Below are 19,695 nucleotides of genomic sequence, written 5' to 3'. Positions count from 1 at the left end.
TTTACGGTACGCACAACGAATAGCCAGCCATCTGATATTTTTTTCGGATAGTTGGCTATTTTGCACATGTGGCTTGGATATTTTCTGACCAAGGCATGTAGTTATGTAAAAGATCCGACTGCTGGTGAATTGGTAAAGTTGGCAGCTCTGTTAGTAGCTTGACTAAATATTGATAAAAATCGATACCATTTGCTTTTACTGTTTCAGCTAAACTTAGACAAATAGCGTTCGCTTTTGCACCTGCTTCCTTACAGAGAACAGCCAATTTTTGCGACCGATTACGTTGGGACGAATCGCATTTTCAGCAAGATTATTATCGATTTCTAAATGGTATCATCAAGAAATGCTTTTAATCCTTCTGCTCGGCTCAACGTATATTCAGCTGCTTTCGCCAACGCATTTTTACCGAAGAACGGTGAGCGATCAATCAAGCGAAAAATTCATCTACGATGGGCTTCGATTTTTCTTGTCTTATTTGTTGGCGCTCTTCTGGCGAAAGGTGTTTAATTTTACGCTCAATCTGATACAACCGGTCGCAGTAATCGACGCCTATTCGCCCGTTTTTACTATCAGCTTTTAACCAATAACGCCTCGTGTGCGCCCAGCAGTTGGCGAACTGCACGTCAGGTAAATGACCGTAAGCTGAATAGCCATCGCAAATCACCGTTCCTTTGAACCCGGCTATCAAATCTTCTAATACAGCTCGACTTCTAGATAAGGCGCTTTTGAAAAGGACAATGATAGACCTTGACTTGGTACGCTACGACATACCCAGTTATAAGCGTTCGATTGACCGGATTTTCCGTCGGAACGATTAATGATTTGCGCATAGGTTTCGTCCACATGGAGCACTGACTTGGCTGTTAGTACTTGCTTCATCAAATCATAAATTGGTTGAAGCCAATCTTCGGCAGCGCGAATAACCCAGTTAGATAGGTTCTTATCATTTGTAAGTAGACCATATCGTTCCCATTCTTTCACCTGGCGGTAAAGAGGCAGTACTGAATAAACTTATCGTAGATAAGTTTAGCCAAAACAGTTGGTCCTGCAATGCTACGTTGAATGGCAGTTTGCGGTGCTTTCCCACGCTTGATTTGTGCTTTTGAGTGGTATCTTTTTGCACACCGTGCACTCATAGGCATGCTCGATATGTTGCACACGCTTCATTGTAGCTGGAATGAATTTTGCTTCTTCACGTGCTATTGTTGTACCTACTTCTGTCATTTGATGAAGACAACAATCACATAGCGTATTAGCTGGATGATGGTGAATTTCTTCTATCTCAATATTGTTGCTAAATGAATCGTTTCTCTTTTTCTTTGATACTTTACGGACAACGGTATAGCTAACTGTTTCTGTGCTTTGTTCTTCTGTCTGCTCAGAATCGTTAAAAGACGGATCGTCTTCAAATAAAGAGCCTTGACCGTCTGGTACTTGATACTTTGATTTTTCTGATTTAGAACCATATAAAGCTTTGGTTAATTGACGAATTTGTTCGGTTAATGCCTCGTTCTGTTTTAAAGTTATCGAGTTTTTCCGAAAGCCTATTGTTTTGTTGATTGGAATTGGTCAATTGCGTTTCAAGAAGCTGAATTAATTTTTCATATTGTGCCCCATTATTTGAAGAAACATTAACCATTCGTCTCACCACTTTTCGCCCGTTTTCGTTACTTATAGTATACCATTTGGGACAAAAAAATGAAGCTAAAAACGGCTGTAAATCAATGTTTTGATAGATTTAGAACGCCCCTTTCAGTGATGATTTTATTGCTTTTGGCTGCTGAATGGATAATCCTTCTAGAAGCCAGCGAACCTCCTTTTGTGAAAGATTGCGTACTTCGTTTTCATCCTTGGTATTGTTGTAGTTTGCCGTTATCCAAACGCTTATAAAGCATGGCGAAGCCATCACCATCAAAGTATAAACATTTGTAACGATCTTTACTCCATCCAGAGAATAAGAAAATGGAATCGCCGTATGGATCCAGTTTGAATGTATCTTGAATCAGTGTGGCAAGGCCATCAATTCCTTTACGCATATCGGTTTTTCCACAAATAATGTAAATGTTTTTGACATTTGTATAATCGTGCTTCACGTATGTTTCAACGTAAGCCCGAAATATAAAAAAATAGCGCACCTTTACGGTACGCACAACGAATAGCCAGCCATCTGATATTTTTTTCGGATAGTTGGCTATTTTGCACATGTGGCTTGGATATTTTCTGACCAAGGCATGTAGTTATGTAAAAGATCCGACTGCTGGTGAATTGGTAAAGTTGGCAGCTCTGTTAGTAGCTTGACTAAATATTGATAAAAATCGATACCATTTGCTTTTACTGTTTCAGCTAAACTTAGACAAATAGCGTTCGCTTTTGCACCTGCTTCGCTTACAGAGAACAGCCAATTTTTGCGACCGATTACGTTGGGACGAATCGCATTTTCAGCAAGATTATTATCGATTTCTAAATGGCCATCATCAAGAAATGCTTTTAATCCTTCTGCTCGGCTCAACGTATATTCAGCTGCTTTCGCCAACGCATTTTTACCGAAGAACGGTGAGCGATCAATCCAAGCGAAAAATTCATCTACGATGGGCTTCGATTTTTCTTGTCTTATTTGTTGGCGCTCTTCTGGCGAAAGGTGTTTAATTTTACGCTCAATCTGATACAACCGGTCGCAGTAATCGACGCCTATTCGCCCGTTTTTACTATCAGCTTTTAACCAATAACGCCTCGTGTGCGCCCAGCAGTTGGCGAACTGCACGTCAGGTAAATGACCGTAAGCTGAATAGCCATCGCAAATCACCGTTCCTTTGAACCCGGCTATCAAATCTTCTAATACAGCTCGACTTCTAGATAAGGCGCTTTTGAAAAGGACAATGATAGGACCTTGACTTGGTACGCTACGACATACCCAGTTATAAGCGTTCGATTGACCGGATTTTCCGTCGGAACGATTAATGATTTGCGCATAGGTTTCGTCCACATGGAGCACTGACTTGGCTGTTAGTACTTGCTTCATCAAATCATAAATTGGTTGAAGCCAATCTTCGGCAGCGCGAATAACCCAGTTAGATAGGTTCTTATCATTTGTAAGTAGACCATATCGTTCCCATTCTTTCACCTGGCGGTAAAGAGGCAAGTACTGAATAAACTTATCGTAGATAAGTTTAGCCAAAACAGTTGGTCCTGCAATGCTACGTTGAATGGCAGTTTGCGGTGCTTTCCCACGCTTGATTTGTGCTTTTTGAGTGGTATCTTTTTTGCACACCGTGCACTCATAGGCATGCTCGATATGTTGCACACGCTTCATTGTAGCTGGAATGAATTTTGCTTCTTCACGTGCTATTGTTGTACCTACTTCTGTCATTTGATGAAGACAACAATCACATAGCGTATTAGCTGGATGATGGTGAATTTCTTCTATCTCAATATTGTTGCTAAATGAATCGTTTCTCTTTTTCTTTGATACTTTACGGACAACGGTATAGCTAACTGTTTCTGTGCTTTGTTCTTCTGTCTGCTCAGAATCGTTAAAAGACGGATCGTCTTCAAATAAAGAGCCTTGACCGTCTGGTACTTGATACTTTGATTTTTCTGATTTAGAACCATATAAAGCTTTGGTTAATTGACGAATTTGTTCGGTTAATGCCTCGTTCTGTTTTAAACTTATCGAGTTTTTCCGAAAGCCTATTGTTTTGTTGATTGGAATTGGTCAATTGCGTTTCAAGAAGCTGAATTAATTTTTTTCATATTGTGCCCCATTATTTGAAGAAACATTAACCATTCGTCTCACCACTTTTCGCCCGTTTTCGTTACTTATAGTATACCATTTGGGACAAAAAAATGAAGCTAAAAACGGCTGTAAATCAATGTTTTGATAGATTTAGAACGCCCCTTTCAGTGATGATTTTATTGCTTTTGGCTGCTGAATGGATAATCCTTCTAGAAGCCAGCGAACCTCCTTTTGTGAAAGATTGCGTACTTCGTTTTCATCCTTGGTATTGTAGTTTTGCCGTTATCCAAACGCTTATAAAGCATGGCGAAGCCATCACCATCAAAGTATAAACATTTGTAACGATCTTTACTCCATCCAGAGAATAAGAAAATGGAATCGCCGTATGGATCCAGTTTGAATGTATCTTGAATCAGTGTGGCAAGGCCATCAATTCCTTTACGCATATCGGTTTTTCCACAAATAATGTAAATGTTTTTGACATTTGTATAATCGTGCTTCACGTATGTTTCAACTCCCTCATAATGGTTCGAATTACGTACTCATCTACGCCGCTATGAAGGGAGATTTCAACGTTTGCCATTTTGATTGTGCAAATGCTAGTTAAAGATTCTTTTGGAGAAGTGGGTGGTAAATCCTTTTTACTTTCGGTATGAAGTGTGACGGGGACGATGGTTAATTTTTGTTGTGGCATAGAAAAAGCACCTCCTTTGATTGATATAAGTATCATACCAAGTGGTGCCATATGTTTGAAATGCGTGGTTTGAATGGGGGCTTACGTTTCAACTCCCTCATAATGGTTCGAATTACGTACTCATCTACGCCGCTATGAAGGGAGATTTCAACGTTTGCCATTTTGATTGTGCAAATGCTAGTTAAAGATTCTTTTGGAGAAGTGGGTGGTAAATCCTTTTTACTTTCGGTATGAAGTGTGACGGGGACGATGGTTAATTTTTGTTGTGGCATAGAAAAAGCACCTCCTTTGATTGATATAAGTATCATACCAAGTGGTGCCATATGTTTGAAATGCGTGGTTTGAATGGGGGCTTACACTTTATTTAAATAGACTTGTAAAATGGCATTCAACATGTGTTTGGATGCATAGATATCGTAAAAATAACAATAATGAATATGTGGAATTTTTAGGTGCTCCTTCTTCAAGGGATATTGCTTTTGCAGCATACGGACCAAAAGCAAGTGACAAGATCGTTAAAGGTTTGATGGAGAGAATGTTACCTTGTGTAATTGATGATAGAAATATTCCACTTGATATCATTAGAAGCGCTTTGCAACGCGCATCTAATCCTATATCGATGGAAAGGTGGGAATGGGAGAAAACATTGAGCGTAGCATGTGCCTTAATTAATAAAAGGGAGGGATATAGAGTGACACTGGATAAGGAAAATAATGATCGAGATTATTTATTTGGTCGATTGTTGGCCATCGCAGATGTCTTAGAAAGACAAGCACTAGGAAGAGAAGAAACACGAGCAAGTAATGCAATTAGGTATATGAATTCGTTTTCAAAACATCCAGCTAGAACTTGGAAAACAATTCAAGATAGTTTGCAGCCTTATCAAGCTAGACTTGGAACAAAAGCAAACTATTTATCCAGTTTAATAGATGAAGTGGCTTCAAGAATTAAAATAGAAGACTTTAATAATCGATCATTATCAGGTAAGTATTTATTAGGGTTTTATAGTCAACGACATGAGTTATACCAGAAAAAAGATAAAAAGGTGTCAAATGAAGGGGTTACTAATTAAAAGGGGGAAATGAGCATGAGTATTTTAGATCACAAAATTGATTTTGCGGTTGTTTTATCTGTTACTAAAGCGAATCCGAATGGAGATCCACTAAATGGGAACCGTCCTCGCCAAAATTATGATGGACATGGTGAAATTTCAGATGTTGCGATTAAAAGAAAGATTCGAAATCGGCTTCAAGATATGGGTGAATCTATCTTTGTACAATCCAATGATAGAAAAGCGGATCAATTTAGTAGTTTAAGAGAGCGGGCAGAGGCAAATCCTGAGTTAGAAAAGGAATTCAAATCAAAGGATAGTTCAAGCGATAAGTTTGCTATGATTGCCTGTAATGAATGGATCGATGTTCGCAGCTTTGGACAAGTTTTTGCATTTAAAAGTTCTGGAGGAAAAGGTGTTTCTGTTGGTGTTAGAGGTCCAGTATCCATTCATACAGCAACAAGTGTATACCCTATCGATATTACCAGCATGCAAATCACAAAAAGCGTGAACTCTGAGCCTGGAAAAGACAAAGGTTCTGACACAATGGGTATGAAGCATCGCGTGGATTTTGGTGTATATGTTTTTTTCGGCAGCATTAACACACAATTAGCAGGAAAAACAGGATTTACTAATGATGATGCAGAAAAAATTAAACAAGCTCTTGTAACATTGTTTGAAAATGATACGTCATCCGCTAGACCTGAAGGCAGTATGGAAGTTCACAAAGTTTATTGGTGGGAACATAATTCAAAATTGGGACAATATTCTTCAGCAAAGGTCCATCGTTTATTGGACATCACCCACAATGTAGAAGAACCAAAATCAATTGACGATTATACAATTACTTTAAATGAATTAGAAGGTTTAAAAGTTGATGTCATCGAAGGGCTATAAGGATGAAGATGACTACCTTATGTTGTCGGGTATTCAGCATTTTCAGTTTTGTAAACGGCAATGGGCTCTGATTCATATAGAACAGCAATGGGAAGAAAATGTGCGAACCGTTGAAGGGCAATATTTACATCGAAAAGCGGATCAGCCATTTACAAGAGAGAAACGCGGAAATAAACTGATAGTACGTGCTATGCCGGTCAAATCCAATGAACTTAAAATCACAGGTATATGTGATGTGGTAGAGTTTATTAAAGATGATAATGGTATTGAAATAAACGGTTTGGATGAAAAATATATAGCTTATCCCGTGGAATACAAGCGCGGAAAGCCTAAAATGAATGATTCGGATATTTTACAATTAACAGCTCAAGCGATGTGTTTAGAAGAAATGCTCCTTTGTGAGATCAACATGGGCTATGTATTTTATAATGAAATAAAACACAGAGTCGAAGTACCCATAACACAAAATGATAAAAATAAGGTAAGAATAATAGTCACAAAAATGCAAGGATATTATCGACGTAGACACACTCCAAAAGTAGAAACGGGATCGTTTTGCAAAAATTGTTCCCTTCAACACATTTGTTTACCGAAATTGATGAACAAACGGTCGGTTAAAAGCTATATTGAAGGGAAGATTCATGAATGAAGAAACTTTTGAATACGCTATTTATAAATCAACCGGATGTGTATCTTGCTTTAGACGGAGATAATATTATCTTATTGAAAGATGATGAGAAACTAGGGAGGCTTCCGCTACATAATTTAGAAGCGGTCATATCTTTTGGTTATACCGGAGCAAGTCCAGCATTAATGGGCTACTGTGCTGAGAGAAATATCTCACTTGTGTTTTTTACGATGAACGGTCGATTTCTTGCAAGAGTAATCGGTGAAAGTAGAGGGAATGTCGTTCTGAGAAAAAAACAATATCGTGTTTCAGACGATGAACTAAAATCCGCAAAAATTGCCCGTAATTTTATTGTTGGAAAGATTTATAATAACAAGTGGATGATCGAGCGTATGACAAGGGATTATCCGATGCGCGTCGATGTTACACAATTTAAAGAAGTTTCACATTATCTATCATCTATTATTCTCGATGTAAGAGAGTGTGAGGATTTAGAAAGACTTAGAGGGTTAGAAGGTCAAGCAGCTATTAGTTATAACAAATTGTTTAATCAAATGATTCTCCAGCAAAAAGATTCATTTTATTTTCATACTCGTTCTCGGCGACCACCGTTAGATAACGTGAATGCTATGCTATCATTTGCTTATACGTTATTGGCTAATGATATGGCATCAGCATTAGAGGGTGTAGGCTTGGATGCCTATGTTGGATTTTTGCATCGTGATCGTCCGGGAAGAATATCCTTAGCTTTAGATGTTATGGAAGAACTAAGAGGGGTCTATGCAGATCGATTTGTTCTGTCACTAATTAATAAAAAAATTATAAATAAAGATGACTTTCTCAAAAAAGAAAATGGAGCGGTTATCATGTCCGATGAATCTAGAAAAAAATTTTTAACTGCTTGGCAAAATAAGAAACAAGAAAAGATAACCCACCCATATTTAAATGAAAAAATTTCTTGGGGATTAGTACCACATGCACAAGCTTTATTACTAGCTCGTTATCTCCGTGGAGACTTAGACGAATATCCACCTTTTCTATGGAAGTAGGTGCCTTAATTGTTAGTATTAATTACGTATGATGTGAGCACGGTTCATAATGCTGGACAAAAAAGATTAAGAAAAGTTTCTAAGTTGTGCCAAAATTACGGTCAACGAGTTCAAAACTCAGTGTTTGAATGCGTTGTAGATGCTACACAATTTGCTACTTTGAAAATAGAACTAGCTAATATTATTGATGAAAATCAAGATAGTCTCAGATTCTATCAATTAGGTAACAATTATAAGAATAAGGTTGAACATATTGGCGTAAAGAAATCAATTGATTTAGAAGCACCGCTAATTTTTTAGTGCGGATGTATAGTGCACATAAAATTCCTGTGACATTCGCACCGGATTTATTAAGTTACTTATCCTAAATTTTGGTATTATTGTAATAAATGTTCTTTATTCTAGTAAAGAAAATAGTGTTTTTTGGGTCGAAAAGAACTTGTTTTAAGTACTTTTGGCTGAAAATCGCTGTCGCACTCTACATGAGTGCGTGGATTGAAATAATTAGCTTTAGATTTGAACGTATCACCTCAATGTCGCACTCTACATGAGTGCGTGGATTGAAATCATTTATGTATACGCAAGAAAGATGGGCACATAGTGTCGCACTCTACATGAGTGCGTGGATTGAAATATGGCTAAAGATAATTGGTTAAGAGTTATACCAGTCGCACTCTACATGAGTGCGTGGATTGAAATTCCAACAACTTCAGAATGCCGGCATCAGAGAACATGTCGCACTCTACATGAGTGCGTGGATTGAAATGTAGACGATGTCGAATACGAGAAGGAGAAAATGGTCGCACTCTACATGAGTGCGTGGATTGAAATATTGTATGGGCGAATGAAGTAAAAATGCATGTCCGTCGCACTCTACATGAGTGCGTGGATTGAAATCCTCCACCACTTGGTATCGGTACACCGCCACCATGTCGCACTCTACATGAGTGCGTGGATTGAAATTAAAACATCATATATGGTCTTTTTAAGGTCTTTGTCGCACTCTACATGAGTGCGTGGATTGAAATATCCTTGTTAGAGGATAAAAAAAGAAGCTCAACATGTCGCACTCTACATGAGTGCGTGGATTGAAATCATTTGCATTAGCCGTTAAGATACCTGCATCACGGTCGCACTCTACATGAGTGCGTGGATTGAAATAAAATGAATATGAAGATTATGAAAGTAATACAAGTCGCACTCTACATGAGTGCGTGGATTGAAATTTCTGAAATATGTTTCAATTTTTCCGCCATACTTGTCGCACTCTACATGAGTGCGTGGATTGAAATACAGAACGAAACCAAGTAGCTTTGAAACACGGTGTCGCACTCTACATGAGTGCGTGGATTGAAATCTCCAGTTTACTTAAAATTTGCGGTTAATAATTGTCGCACTCTACATGAGTGCGTGGATTGAAATCAAACTATCCACAACATTATACACAAAGTTATTCGTCGCACTCTACATGAGTGCGTGGATTGAAATCAAATCGCTGATTTAATGATTAGAACACTCGAAAGTCGCACTCTACATGAGTGCGTGGATTGAAATCAAGATCGCTACAAAAGTAATGGGGATTATCGGTCGCACTCTACATGAGTGCGTGGATTGAAATTTCAATGTCTTTGATTTTCGTATTATCATACTGAGTCGCACTCTACATGAGTGCGTGGATTGAAATTAATGCACCTTTTAGGCGGTCAGACATCGTTTTGTCGCACTCTACATGAGTGCGTGGATTGAAATAATAAAACAATTCCTCGAAATAGCCGACAGTAAGTCGCACTCTACATGAGTGCGTGGATTGAAATACGCCAGAGAAGAAAAGAAAATTACATTACAAACGTCGCACTCTACATGAGTGCGTGGATTGAAATATACGGTAAAGCTGAATACAAAGACATGACGTCGTCGCACTCTACATGAGTGCGTGGATTGAAATAATTATTTGCTGCAAAGATCTTTGTTCACCATCGTCGCACTCTACATGAGTGCGTGGATTGAAATTGTACTTTGGTACATTTTAAGAGGAAGTTTACCCGTCGCACTCTACATGAGTGCGTGGATTGAAATATAGACTTGGTCAAATCCGTAACACTAACCGCATGTCGCACTCTACATGAGTGCGTGGATTGAAATTTGTTCCAGTATCTTAACCGAACAAGTTGTTTGGTCGCACTCTACATGAGTGCGTGGATTGAAATTCTTGGGTAATTGAAAAGGAAAATATCACTAAGCGTCGCACTCTACATGAGTGCGTGGATTGAAATTCTGTTTTAAACTGTTCAATGGTTCCATCCAACCGTCGCACTCTACATGAGTGCGTGGATTGAAATGGACACCCTCAAGCAAAAATTTTATGTTGCACTTGTCGCACTCTACATGAGTGCGTGGATTGAAATCTTTATACTGTTTAATTAAATCAGTGTCATCTAATGTCGCACTCTACATGAGTGCGTGGATTGAAATTGGAATAGAACGATCACCAAACCAAGCCAATGTCCGTCGCACTCTACATGAGTGCGTGGATTGAAATAATGAAGACGTCAAAGAAAAGGAGAATGAATATGTCGCACTCTACATGAGTGCGTGGATTGAAATAGATAGAAATTTGTATGATCAATATTATTGGGCGTCGCACTCTACATGAGTGCGTGGATTGAAATCATTACAAAGTGACAGGGTGTGGCCAAGATTATTGTCGCACTCTACATGAGTGCGTGGATTGAAATCTTGAAAATTTTCGACAAAATCACTTTTATCCGGGTCGCACTCTACATGAGTGCGTGGATTGAAATATTGAGGAAACCGGAAAAACTCCAAAGGTGTATCCGTCGCACTCTACATGAGTGCGTAGATTGAAATAATTCGAGTGCTTTCGGTCACGCTATGTCAAACTGTCGCACTCTACATGAGTGCGTGGATTGAAATTACCACACGCTAAAGTAGTCGTAGATAAGTTCCGTCGCACTCTACATGAGTGCGTGGATTGAAATAAATTATGAAAATGGTTATGTTGAAAATTCAAGGTCGCACTCTACATGAGTGCGTGGATTGAAATATCACTAAAGTTAACCGACTTAGCAAAGCGAAGGTCGCACTCTACATGAGTGCGTGGATTGAAATCCTGATAGATTCGAATTAAACCAATTCACAGGTGTCGCACTCTACATGAGTGCGTGGATTGAAATACATCATATAAATCTAAAGTAAAAAAATCTCCAACGTCGCACTCTACATGAGTGCGTGGATTGAAATTGTTGATGCCCTGCCGAAATAAAACTGATACTGCGGTCGCACTCTACATGAGTGCGTGGATTGAAATGTCTACTTCTTCAAACATTGCTAATTGTTCGGCGTCGCACTCTACATGAGTGCGTGGATTGAAATGCTACCCTTACCTTGAATAATGGGGCAGAACTTGGTCGCACTCTACATGAGTGCGTGGATTGAAATAATCTCTTGATGTTGAATTTCAAAAACGAGTATCGTCGCACTCTACATGAGTGCGTGGATTGAAATAAAGAAATTCAAGTAGATACATTCAAGGTAAACAGTCGCACTCTACATGAGTGCGTGGATTGAAATTAAGGTGTACTATGGCTGTTCTGTCTGTTCCGAAGGTCGCACTCTACATGAGTGCGTGGATTGAAATACATCATCCATTATAAAACAACCATTTCGATATGTCGCACTCTAAATGAGTGCGTGGATTGAAATTTCGCGGGTAGGATTTGATTGTAAAAAGTTTGGAGTCGCACTCTACATGAGTGCGTGGATTGAAATACATCATCCATTATAAAACAACCATTTCGATATAAGTCGCACTCTACATGAGTGCGTGGATTGAAATCTCTATACGTGAGCGAACCTTAACATTGGTTAACGTCGCACTCTACATGAGTGCGTGGATTGAAATCGTCTTCTTCGCTTTGTACTTCGACATGATGATCCGTCGCACTCTACATGAGTGCGTGGATTGAAATATATCAAGCCTTCCGATAACTTTAATACCTTCGCCGTCGCACTCTACATGAGTGCGTGGATTGAAATTTCTTCCAAAACACTTGATAGCTTAGGAACGAAGTGTCGCACTCTACATGAGTGCGTGGATTGAAATTTGGATGGACGATAGCATGGCTGCATTAGATTCCGTCGCACTCTACATGAGTGCTTGGATTGAAATGCCCACATATCGTGATTAAAGCGAGGAAGGAGGAAGTCGCACTCTACATGAGTGCGTGGATTGAAATTAAGCAAGCGATTGATTGGCTTGTTGATGGGATACGTCGCACTCTACATGAGTACGTGGATTGAAATAGCAATCCAGCAAAGTAAACCAGAAGGTATAAAGTCGCACTCTACATGAGTGCGTGGATTGAAATATCTTTATAACGAGCGAAACAAAGTGAATCTATGTCGCACTCTACATGAGTGCGTGGATTGAAATATCTTTATAACGAGCGAAACAAAGTGAATCTATGTCGCACTCTACATGAGGGCGTGGATTGAAATCATATCATCATGACATTCCTTGCATAATGGTTGAAGTCGCACTCTACATGAGTGAGTGAATTGAAATCTCTAGCTTTGCCCTAGTTCTCATAAATCCTAAAGAGAAAAATAAAAGACAAGGATTCAATAGTATAGAATCTTTGTCTTTCTTGTGTTTATAGTAACGGCCCCGAGAGGACTCGAACCTCCGACGCATGGTTTAGGAAACCAACGCTCTATCCGCTGAGCTACGGAGCCATGATATGAAGGCTATTTTTAATGTGCATTATATATTATAAAGGAATTAGTTATTTTTTAAAAGAGAATTGAATCATATTTTAATAATACCAAGATACTTGGTTTAGCCTTTTTTACCAACAATTCAAAATAGTAATACAAATAGTGTCTATAATATAGAAAAACATTCTTCACGCCGAAATAAGTAAGTCAAACCAGGCCAATGGTATAGATAAACGATTCTCACGCCGAAATAAGTAAGTCAAACCAGGCCAATGGTATAGATAAACGATCCTCACGCCGAAATAAGTAAGTCAAACCAGGCCAATGGTATAGATAAACGATCCTCACACCGAAATAAGTAAGTCAAACCAGGCCAATATTATAGATAAACGACCTCCACATAGTAGTATGCACATAAAAAAATAAAAGAGGAAGTCATCATCATAAGATGGCTTCCTTGTTTTACTTAGTATGCTAAGCTGAATAGTCCTTTAATATGTGATAAGTAGCGGATGTTGCTTGCTTCTTTCATCATTGTTGCTGGCAATCCTTTAAGTGGAGTTTGGTTTCCACCGATGATGGCAACAGCATCTTTACGTCCTAGGCTTGCAAGTGTACCAGAGTCAACTGGAGAGAATTCTTCTAATTTTTTCCCAACTAATGAAGCGAATAGGTTGTAGCCAACTAGTTCGCCCATTTGCCATGCGTTTTGTGCAGTTGGTGCGTATGGACGGCCATTTGGCGCCATTAATACGGCACTGTCACCTACAACAAATACGTCAGGGTGGGAAACCGATTGAAGATGTTCATTCACTGTTGCACGGCCGCGGTTTACTTCAAGACCTGATTCGCCAACTAGTGGGTTACCTTGAACTCCGCCTGTCCAAACGAATGTGTTAGTTACAATTTTTTGTCCGTCTTTAAGATCGACTGTATTGCCTTCTACATTTGTTACAGGAAGACCTGTAAGGAATTTCACGCCGCGTTTTTCTAGGCTAGCAGTTGCGCGTTCGATTAAATGGTCTGGCAATACTGGTAGAATTTTTGGACCTGCTTCAACAAGCATGATTTTAAGTTCTTTTGGATCGATGCCATATTTTTTAGCTAGGCTTGGAATGGTATCAACAATTTCACCAACTAGTTCAACACCAGTTAAGCCACCGCCGCCAATAAGGATTGTAGCATCTGCTTCATTTTTTGATTTTGCATATTCTTGAAGGCGACCTTCAATATGTTTGAAAATTTTGTTTGCATCACTTGTAGATTTTAATACCATACTGTTTTCTTCAAGTCCTGGAATGCCGAAATAAGAAGTAACACTTCCTAAAGCAACAACAAGTCCGTCATATTTTAGCATCGAACTATCAGCAAGTATTATTTCTTTTTTATCTACTGAAAAAGAAGTGACTTTAGAAATTTTAAGATCGATATCTTTTCCTTTGAAAAGCTTTTCTAAAGGCATTGCAATTGCTTGTTCAGAAATATTACCTGCTGCAAGGCGATGCAATTCTGTGATAATTTGGTGTGTTGGATACTGGTTAACAACAGTAATTTTCGCTTCTGACTTATCTACATACTTACGCAATGTTAAGGCTGATAGAAGGCCACCATACCCAGCACCTAAAATGACGATATGTTTTGACATAGTATATCCTCCATCCTTGTATAAAAAATATTATCTTTGATTTTCACGTTGTTCAGAAACTTGAAGAAATGCGTTTAAGAAACGGAAAAGTTTTTGTGCTTGTGGATCTTTCAACAATTTAAGCATACCGAATAGGCCGATTACTTCAGTGCTATCATCAGCGATATCTTTTGCTTCGATTGCTTTTTGTGCAATGTTTTTAACACCAGTTTTAATAGGATCAACAATTTCTGTAATCGCACCAACAGTATCATTTTTTAATACTTCATCAGTGGCTACGGATTTAGCAAAGTCATAAGACTTTGTTAAAATAGTAACAAGCTCGGCCAATTTAGGAAGTTGTTCAACAAGAACAGTTAATGATTCTTGAACTTCTGGCTTTAATAACTGATCAAGAACATCAAGTTGTCGCTGGCTTAGCTCAGCATTTGGTTGATTGTTAGTTTCTGACATTTTCAATTCTCCTTTACTTTTCTTTAGGCATCACTACTAGGCTACTCCACTTCTTAACTCTTGTCCATTAGTGAATGAAAATTTTTTATAGAAAATTTGGCAATAAACATATTTTTAGAGATGATTAGGAAAGAAATTGGATTATTCTGGGGAAGAACAATATATATAGTAGAAGTCTACTCATAGTATTTAACAAAGTGGATAAAAAAATAAGAAAGCTTGGTGGAAATTTTAATTAGGATTAAATCCTCTTATATTGGAAGTAAAAAAGGCATGAGCACTTATTCGTGCCATGCCTTACAAGCTATCTTTTTACCGAACCATGTGGATCAATGACAAATTTCTTTGCTGCCCCTTTATCAAAGTCAGCGTAGCCATTAGGAGCTTCATCAATAGAAATTAACGTCGCATTTACCGCTTTCGCAATTTGCGCTTTTCCGTGCAAAATCATCTTCATTAATCCTCGATGGTATTGCATAACTGGTGTTTGACCAGTAACGAATGTATGAGCCTTTGCCCACCCTAATCCGAAGCGAATTTTGAGGGAACCAATTTTTGCATCTTCATCAACGCCACCTGGATCACCTGTTACGTAAAGACCAGGTATACCGAGTCGTCCGCCAACTTGTGTCACATCCATAATCGAATTTAATACAGTTGCTGGAGCTTCCGAGTGACCATGCCCATGTCCATGTGCTTCGAAGCCCACACAGTCAACTGCTGCATCAACAACAGGTTCACCTAGAATTTGTTCGATTTGCTCACCTAAATTATCATGTTGGCTTAAATCAATTGTTTCGCAGCCAAAGCTTCTTGCTTGGGCTAGACGTTCCGGATTTAAATCACCAACAATAACCGCAGAGGCGCCGAGCAGCTGTGCAGAATGTGCCGCGGCTAAACCGACGGGTCCCGCGCCTGCGACATATACGGTAGAGCCGGATTTGACACCAGCAGAATAAGCCCCATGAAATCCCGTTGGGAAAATATCTGAAAGCATTGTTAAATCAAGTATCTTTTCCATTGCCTGTTCCTTATCAGGAAACTTCAGTAATTGGAAATCTGCATAAGGAACCATGACATATTCTGATTGACCGCCAACCCATCCGCCCATATCGACATAACCATAAGCAGAGCCAGGTCGATCTGGGTTTACATTTAAACATACATGGGTTTTTTGTTCTTTACACATTTGACAGCGGCCGCATGCAATATTAAACGGGACGGAAACGAGATCACCCTTTTTAATAAATTCGACATCCCGTCCGACTTCGATGACTTCACCGGTAATTTCATGCCCAAGAACCAATCCTTCCGGTGCTGTAGTACGTCCACGTACCATGTGTTGGTCACTTCCACAAATATTTGTGGTGACAACTTTCAATACGACACCATGCTCACATTTACGTCCGACATTTAGCGGATTGACCCCTGGACCATCCCGTAAAACTAAATCAGGATAACCGATGTCTTTTACTGCTACTTTTCCGACCCCATTATACACAACTGCTTTATTACCTGACATATCTAAATCCTCCCCCTAACAGTAAACGTTTTTCTTTTTTTTGTCGTTCAGTCAAATGTATACGCATGGACGAAAAAAATAGAACAAGTAAGGAGGGGGGAAAATAATTTTATTCTAGCTCGTCTATTCTACTTATCTACGCATAATTATTTAATGATAGTAGAAGAGAGGTGAGTATGTATGATTAACTTACAAGGAGTAATTCCAGCTGTAAGAAACATGAAGGATTTTGATCGGATTCTTAACAGTAAACAAAAATATATTATTCTCCTAGAAACTCGACTTTCACTTCTTCGGCATGCGGTGAAATATGCGCAAAAAATGGATAAGCAGGTGCTGGTACACGCAGATTTAATTCAAGGACTTAAATCAGATGAGTTTGGCATTGAATTTCTGCTAAGGGATATTAAAGTCGATGGGTTAATATCTACGAGGTCCAATGTCATTTCACATGCAAAAAAAAATAAAGTAACTTCGATTCAACGATTATTCGCCTTAGATAGTCAAGCGCTTGAACATAATATTAAAATCATTAATACATTGAAACCGGATTATATTGAAATATTGCCTGGTGTCGTCCCGGAAATTTTAGAAGAGGTTCATGAAAAGACGGGGATTCCAATTATTGCTGGCGGTTTAATCCGAACAAAACAGGATGTTGAAAATGCGCTAAATAAGGGGGCGAAAGCCATTACTACTTCTTTCGTCCATTTGTGGGAATTGTAAAATATATTTTATAAAAAACGGATTGACATTGTTGTGAATTCAGATTATTCTGTAACTACAAGTTAAAATGTGATGGAGAAACTGGAGATCCACGTTTACGAAATGATATTTATCAAACGATAAATATGATTTTTGTTAATGTGGGTCTTTTTGTCGTCATTTTAACTTCTTTTGTAAGCGTTTATAAATTAATTTTTAGGGGGGAAGGAGTATGTCCGAATTTCTTGCTGAAATGATTGGAACAATGATTCTAATTATTTTTGGTGGTGGTGTGGTAGGCGGAGTAGTCCTCAAAAAGACAAAAGCGGAAGGTGCAGGGTGGATTGTCATTACGATCGGCTGGGGTTTGGCGGTAACTATGGGAGTCTATGCAGTTGGAAGCATATCAGGAGCGCATCTAAATCCCGCCGTTACACTTGGTTTCGCGGCGATAGGTGAATTTCCATGGGAAAAGGTTCCACTTTATATGACAGCCCAAGTACTTGGAGGATTTCTTGGTGGTGTCATTGTCTTTTTTCAATACTTGCCACATTGGAGAGCGACGAAGGATCCTGGTGATAAGTTAGCCGTATTCTCAACTGGCCCTGCAATTCGCAGTACATTCTCGAACCTAGTGAGTGAAATGATTGGTACATTTGTCCTTATTATGGGTTTATTATTTATTGGAGCAAATGAATTTACGGAAGGATTAAATCCTGCGATTGTCGGTTTATTAATTACTGCGATTGGTTTATCATTAGGGGCAACAACAGGTTATGCAATTAATCCTGCACGTGACTTAGGTCCAAGAATTGCTCATGCATTGCTGCCAATCATTGGAAAGGGGAGCTCCGATTGGGGATATTCATGGATTCCGATTGTCGGTCCATTATTAGGCGGAACGTATGGGGCATTATTTTATAAAGCGATTTTTAAAGGGGATTATTCAGTAGCATTTTGGATTGTCAGTATCGTAGTTATTGTCGTTTTACTTGCTGCTCTTAATAGTGAATTGAAAAAAAGACACGCTTCTGAAGAAGCCGTATAGGGGGAATAGCGATGAGTCAATATATTTTAGCATTAGATCAAGGGACGACGAGTTCAAGAGCGATTCTTTTTAACCATGAAGGTGAAATTGTTGAAACCGCACAAAGAGAGTTTGAACAATTTTTTCCGAAACCGGGTTGGGTTGAGCATGATGCGAATGAAATTTGGACATCGGTACTTGCTTGTATTGCAGAGGTGATAAGAAAGGCCGATATTGAACCTGATCAAGTTGCAGGAATTGGGATTACAAATCAGCGGGAAACAGCGGTTGTATGGGATAAACATACTGGTAAGCCTGTGTACAAGGCAATTGTATGGCAATCAAGACAAACGGATGATATTTGCAAGGAGCTCCGCGAAAAGGGTTACAATGATTTATTTAGGGACAAAACCGGGCTACTTATTGACGCCTATTTCTCCGGTACAAAAGTAAAATGGATACTTGATCATGTTGAAGGGGCAAGGGAGAGAGCTGAAAAAGGTGAGCTGTTGTTTGGTACGATTGATACGTGGCTTGTGTATAAGCTTTCAGGCGGGAAGAAACATGTAACAGACTATTCCAATGCATCTAGAACACTGATGTATAATATTTACGATTTAAAATGGGATGACGAATTATTAGAAATCCTTGACGTTCCAAAAAGCATGCTTCCAGAAGTACGACCTTCGTCGGAAATTTACGGGAAAACAGCTTCTTACCACTTCTTTGGACATGAAATACCGATTGCGGGAATTGCCGGCGACCAGCAAGCAGCTTTATTTGGGCAGGCTTGTTTTGAAACGGGAATGGCGAAGAACACGTATGGAACTGGCTGTTTCATGCTTATGAACACGGGTGAAAAAGGAGTTAAATCGGAGAATGGGTTATTAACGACACTTGCCTGGGGTGTGGATGGAAAAGTTGAATACGCTTTGGAAGGGAGTATTTTTGTTGCGGGATCGGCCATTCAATGGCTGCGGGATGGGCTGAAAATGTTCGAAAACGCACCTGACAGTGAAGAGTATGCGTCAAAGGTTGAATCGACTGATGGTGTATATATGGTCCCAGCTTTTGTCGGATTAGGAACTCCATATTGGGATAGTGATGCCCGAGGAGCGGTATTTGGTCTTACACGCGGAACAACGAAAGAACACTTTATCCGTGCCACATTAGAATCATTAGCCTATCAAACAAAAGATGTTTTAGATGCGATGATTTCAGACTCCGGTATTGACTTGAAAACGTTACGTGTGGATGGAGGGGCGGTAAAGAACAATTTCCTCATGCAGTTCCAAAGTGATATTCTCGGTGTGCCCGTTGACCGTCCGGTTGTTAGTGAAACAACTGCTCTCGGAGCTGCCTATCTAGCAGGCCTTGCGGTAGGATACTGGCAAGACAAAGAGGAAATTGCGAAGCAATGGAAAATTGACCGTACATTTACTAACCAATTAAATGAAGAAACAAGTGCTCAGTTGTATGACGGCTGGCAAAAAGCAGTGGCAGCAACAAGAGCCTTCAAATAAGAAAAGCGCAAGCGACTTGCTCATCGACGTA

15 protein-coding genes, 1 tRNA gene, 2 pseudogenes and 1 CRISPR repeat array are annotated in these 19,695 nt (G+C 39.2%); of the genes and pseudogenes, 8 read left to right on the top strand and 10 right to left on the bottom strand.

Annotated elements, in window-relative coordinates:
- Positions 1-55: 55 nt before the first annotated feature.
- From tnpC (I5776_RS21825) to I5776_RS17700, 6 genes and pseudogenes are all read right to left on the bottom strand, one after another.
- Positions 56-1,639 (bottom strand): annotated as a pseudogene (gene tnpC, locus I5776_RS21825) (IS66 family transposase).
- A 205-nt stretch (positions 1,640-1,844) separates the two neighbouring features.
- Positions 1,845-2,204, bottom strand: a complete 360-nt coding sequence (gene tnpB, locus I5776_RS17720; protein WP_202777717.1) for an IS66 family insertion sequence element accessory protein TnpB — start codon at positions 2,202-2,204, stop codon at positions 1,845-1,847.
- A complete protein-coding gene (gene tnpC / locus I5776_RS17715) occupies positions 2,192-3,634 on the bottom strand; it encodes an IS66 family transposase (RefSeq protein ID WP_246483979.1) in 1,443 nt (480 codons plus the stop codon). The genes tnpB (I5776_RS17720) and tnpC (I5776_RS17715) overlap by 13 nt, the downstream gene beginning before the upstream one ends.
- A gap of 308 nt (positions 3,635-3,942) precedes the next feature.
- The gene (tnpB, locus tag I5776_RS17710) at positions 3,943-4,236 is read right to left on the bottom strand and encodes an IS66 family insertion sequence element accessory protein TnpB (RefSeq protein WP_202777712.1); all 294 of its coding nucleotides are present in this window, start codon (positions 4,234-4,236) and stop codon (positions 3,943-3,945) included.
- On the bottom strand, positions 4,233-4,427 hold the full coding sequence (locus I5776_RS17705; RefSeq protein ID WP_055740709.1) for a hypothetical protein: 195 nt from the start codon (positions 4,425-4,427) through the stop codon (positions 4,233-4,235). The genes tnpB (I5776_RS17710) and I5776_RS17705 overlap by 4 nt, the downstream gene beginning before the upstream one ends.
- Positions 4,428-4,459: 32 nt before the next feature.
- On the bottom strand, positions 4,460-4,699 hold the full coding sequence (locus I5776_RS17700) for a hypothetical protein (RefSeq protein ID WP_202777708.1): 240 nt from the start codon (positions 4,697-4,699) through the stop codon (positions 4,460-4,462).
- Between the two features lie 86 nt (positions 4,700-4,785).
- On the opposite strand from I5776_RS17700, the pseudogene cas8c reads away from it, so the two are divergent.
- From cas8c to cas2, 5 genes and pseudogenes are all read left to right on the top strand, one after another.
- Positions 4,786-5,499, top strand: a pseudogene (gene cas8c, locus I5776_RS17695) (type I-C CRISPR-associated protein Cas8c/Csd1); the annotation flags it as partial.
- Between the two features lie 15 nt (positions 5,500-5,514).
- A complete protein-coding gene (gene cas7c, locus I5776_RS17690) occupies positions 5,515-6,375 on the top strand; it encodes a type I-C CRISPR-associated protein Cas7/Csd2 (RefSeq protein WP_202777706.1) in 861 nt (286 codons plus the stop codon).
- A complete protein-coding gene (gene cas4, locus I5776_RS17685) occupies positions 6,356-7,024 on the top strand; it encodes a CRISPR-associated protein Cas4 (RefSeq protein ID WP_202780847.1) in 669 nt (222 codons plus the stop codon). Before cas7c ends, cas4 begins: the two co-directional genes overlap by 20 nt.
- Positions 7,021-8,052 (top strand): type I-C CRISPR-associated endonuclease Cas1c, encoded by a 1,032-nt coding sequence (cas1c, locus tag I5776_RS17680; RefSeq protein ID WP_202777704.1) that lies wholly within the window; start codon positions 7,021-7,023, stop codon positions 8,050-8,052. Before cas4 ends, cas1c begins: the two co-directional genes overlap by 4 nt.
- Before the next feature lie 9 nt (positions 8,053-8,061).
- Entirely contained in the window at positions 8,062-8,352 is a 291-nt protein-coding gene (gene cas2 / locus I5776_RS17675) for a CRISPR-associated endonuclease Cas2 (protein WP_202777702.1), read from the top strand.
- 170 nt (positions 8,353-8,522) lie between these two features.
- Positions 8,523-12,637: direct repeats of the CRISPR family, unit length 32 nt; unit sequence GTCGCACTCTACATGAGTGCGTGGATTGAAAT.
- Between the two features lie 97 nt (positions 12,638-12,734).
- Here cas2 and I5776_RS17670 read toward each other — a convergent pair.
- The 4 genes from I5776_RS17670 to fdhA all read right to left on the bottom strand — a co-directional run bounded on the left by I5776_RS17670 (position 12,735) and on the right by fdhA (position 16,409).
- Positions 12,735-12,807, bottom strand: a tRNA-Arg gene (locus I5776_RS17670).
- A 448-nt stretch (positions 12,808-13,255) separates the two neighbouring features.
- Positions 13,256-14,434 carry an NAD(P)/FAD-dependent oxidoreductase gene (locus tag I5776_RS17665; RefSeq protein WP_202777699.1) on the bottom strand — a complete coding sequence of 393 codons (1,179 nt, stop codon included), beginning with the start codon at positions 14,432-14,434 and terminating at the stop codon, positions 13,256-13,258.
- Positions 14,435-14,464: 30 nt separating this feature from the next.
- The gene (locus I5776_RS17660) at positions 14,465-14,887 is read right to left on the bottom strand and encodes a DUF1641 domain-containing protein (RefSeq protein ID WP_202777698.1); all 423 of its coding nucleotides are present in this window, start codon (positions 14,885-14,887) and stop codon (positions 14,465-14,467) included.
- A 304-nt stretch (positions 14,888-15,191) separates the two neighbouring features.
- Positions 15,192-16,409, bottom strand: a complete 1,218-nt coding sequence (fdhA, locus tag I5776_RS17655; RefSeq protein WP_202777697.1) for a formaldehyde dehydrogenase, glutathione-independent — start codon at positions 16,407-16,409, stop codon at positions 15,192-15,194.
- 180 nt (positions 16,410-16,589) lie between these two features.
- Between fdhA and I5776_RS17650 the strand changes: the two genes are divergently transcribed.
- The 3 genes from I5776_RS17650 to glpK all read left to right on the top strand — a co-directional run bounded on the left by I5776_RS17650 (position 16,590) and on the right by glpK (position 19,664).
- Positions 16,590-17,135 carry a glycerol-3-phosphate responsive antiterminator gene (locus tag I5776_RS17650; protein WP_202777696.1) on the top strand — a complete coding sequence of 182 codons (546 nt, stop codon included), beginning with the start codon at positions 16,590-16,592 and terminating at the stop codon, positions 17,133-17,135.
- Positions 17,136-17,346: 211 nt separating this feature from the next.
- Positions 17,347-18,162 (top strand): MIP/aquaporin family protein, encoded by an 816-nt coding sequence (locus I5776_RS17645; protein WP_202777693.1) that lies wholly within the window; start codon positions 17,347-17,349, stop codon positions 18,160-18,162.
- Positions 18,163-18,173: 11 nt separating this feature from the next.
- On the top strand, positions 18,174-19,664 hold the full coding sequence (glpK, locus tag I5776_RS17640) for a glycerol kinase GlpK (protein WP_202777689.1): 1,491 nt from the start codon (positions 18,174-18,176) through the stop codon (positions 19,662-19,664).
- Positions 19,665-19,695: the final 31 nt, after the last annotated feature.

Origin of the sequence: Heyndrickxia vini (assembly GCF_016772275.1) — a bacterium.
GTDB lineage: Bacteria > Bacillota > Bacilli > Bacillales > Bacillaceae_C > Heyndrickxia > Heyndrickxia vini.
The sequence above is the reverse complement of the archived record's forward strand: the minus strand, read 5'-3'. Positions and strand labels throughout refer to the sequence as shown.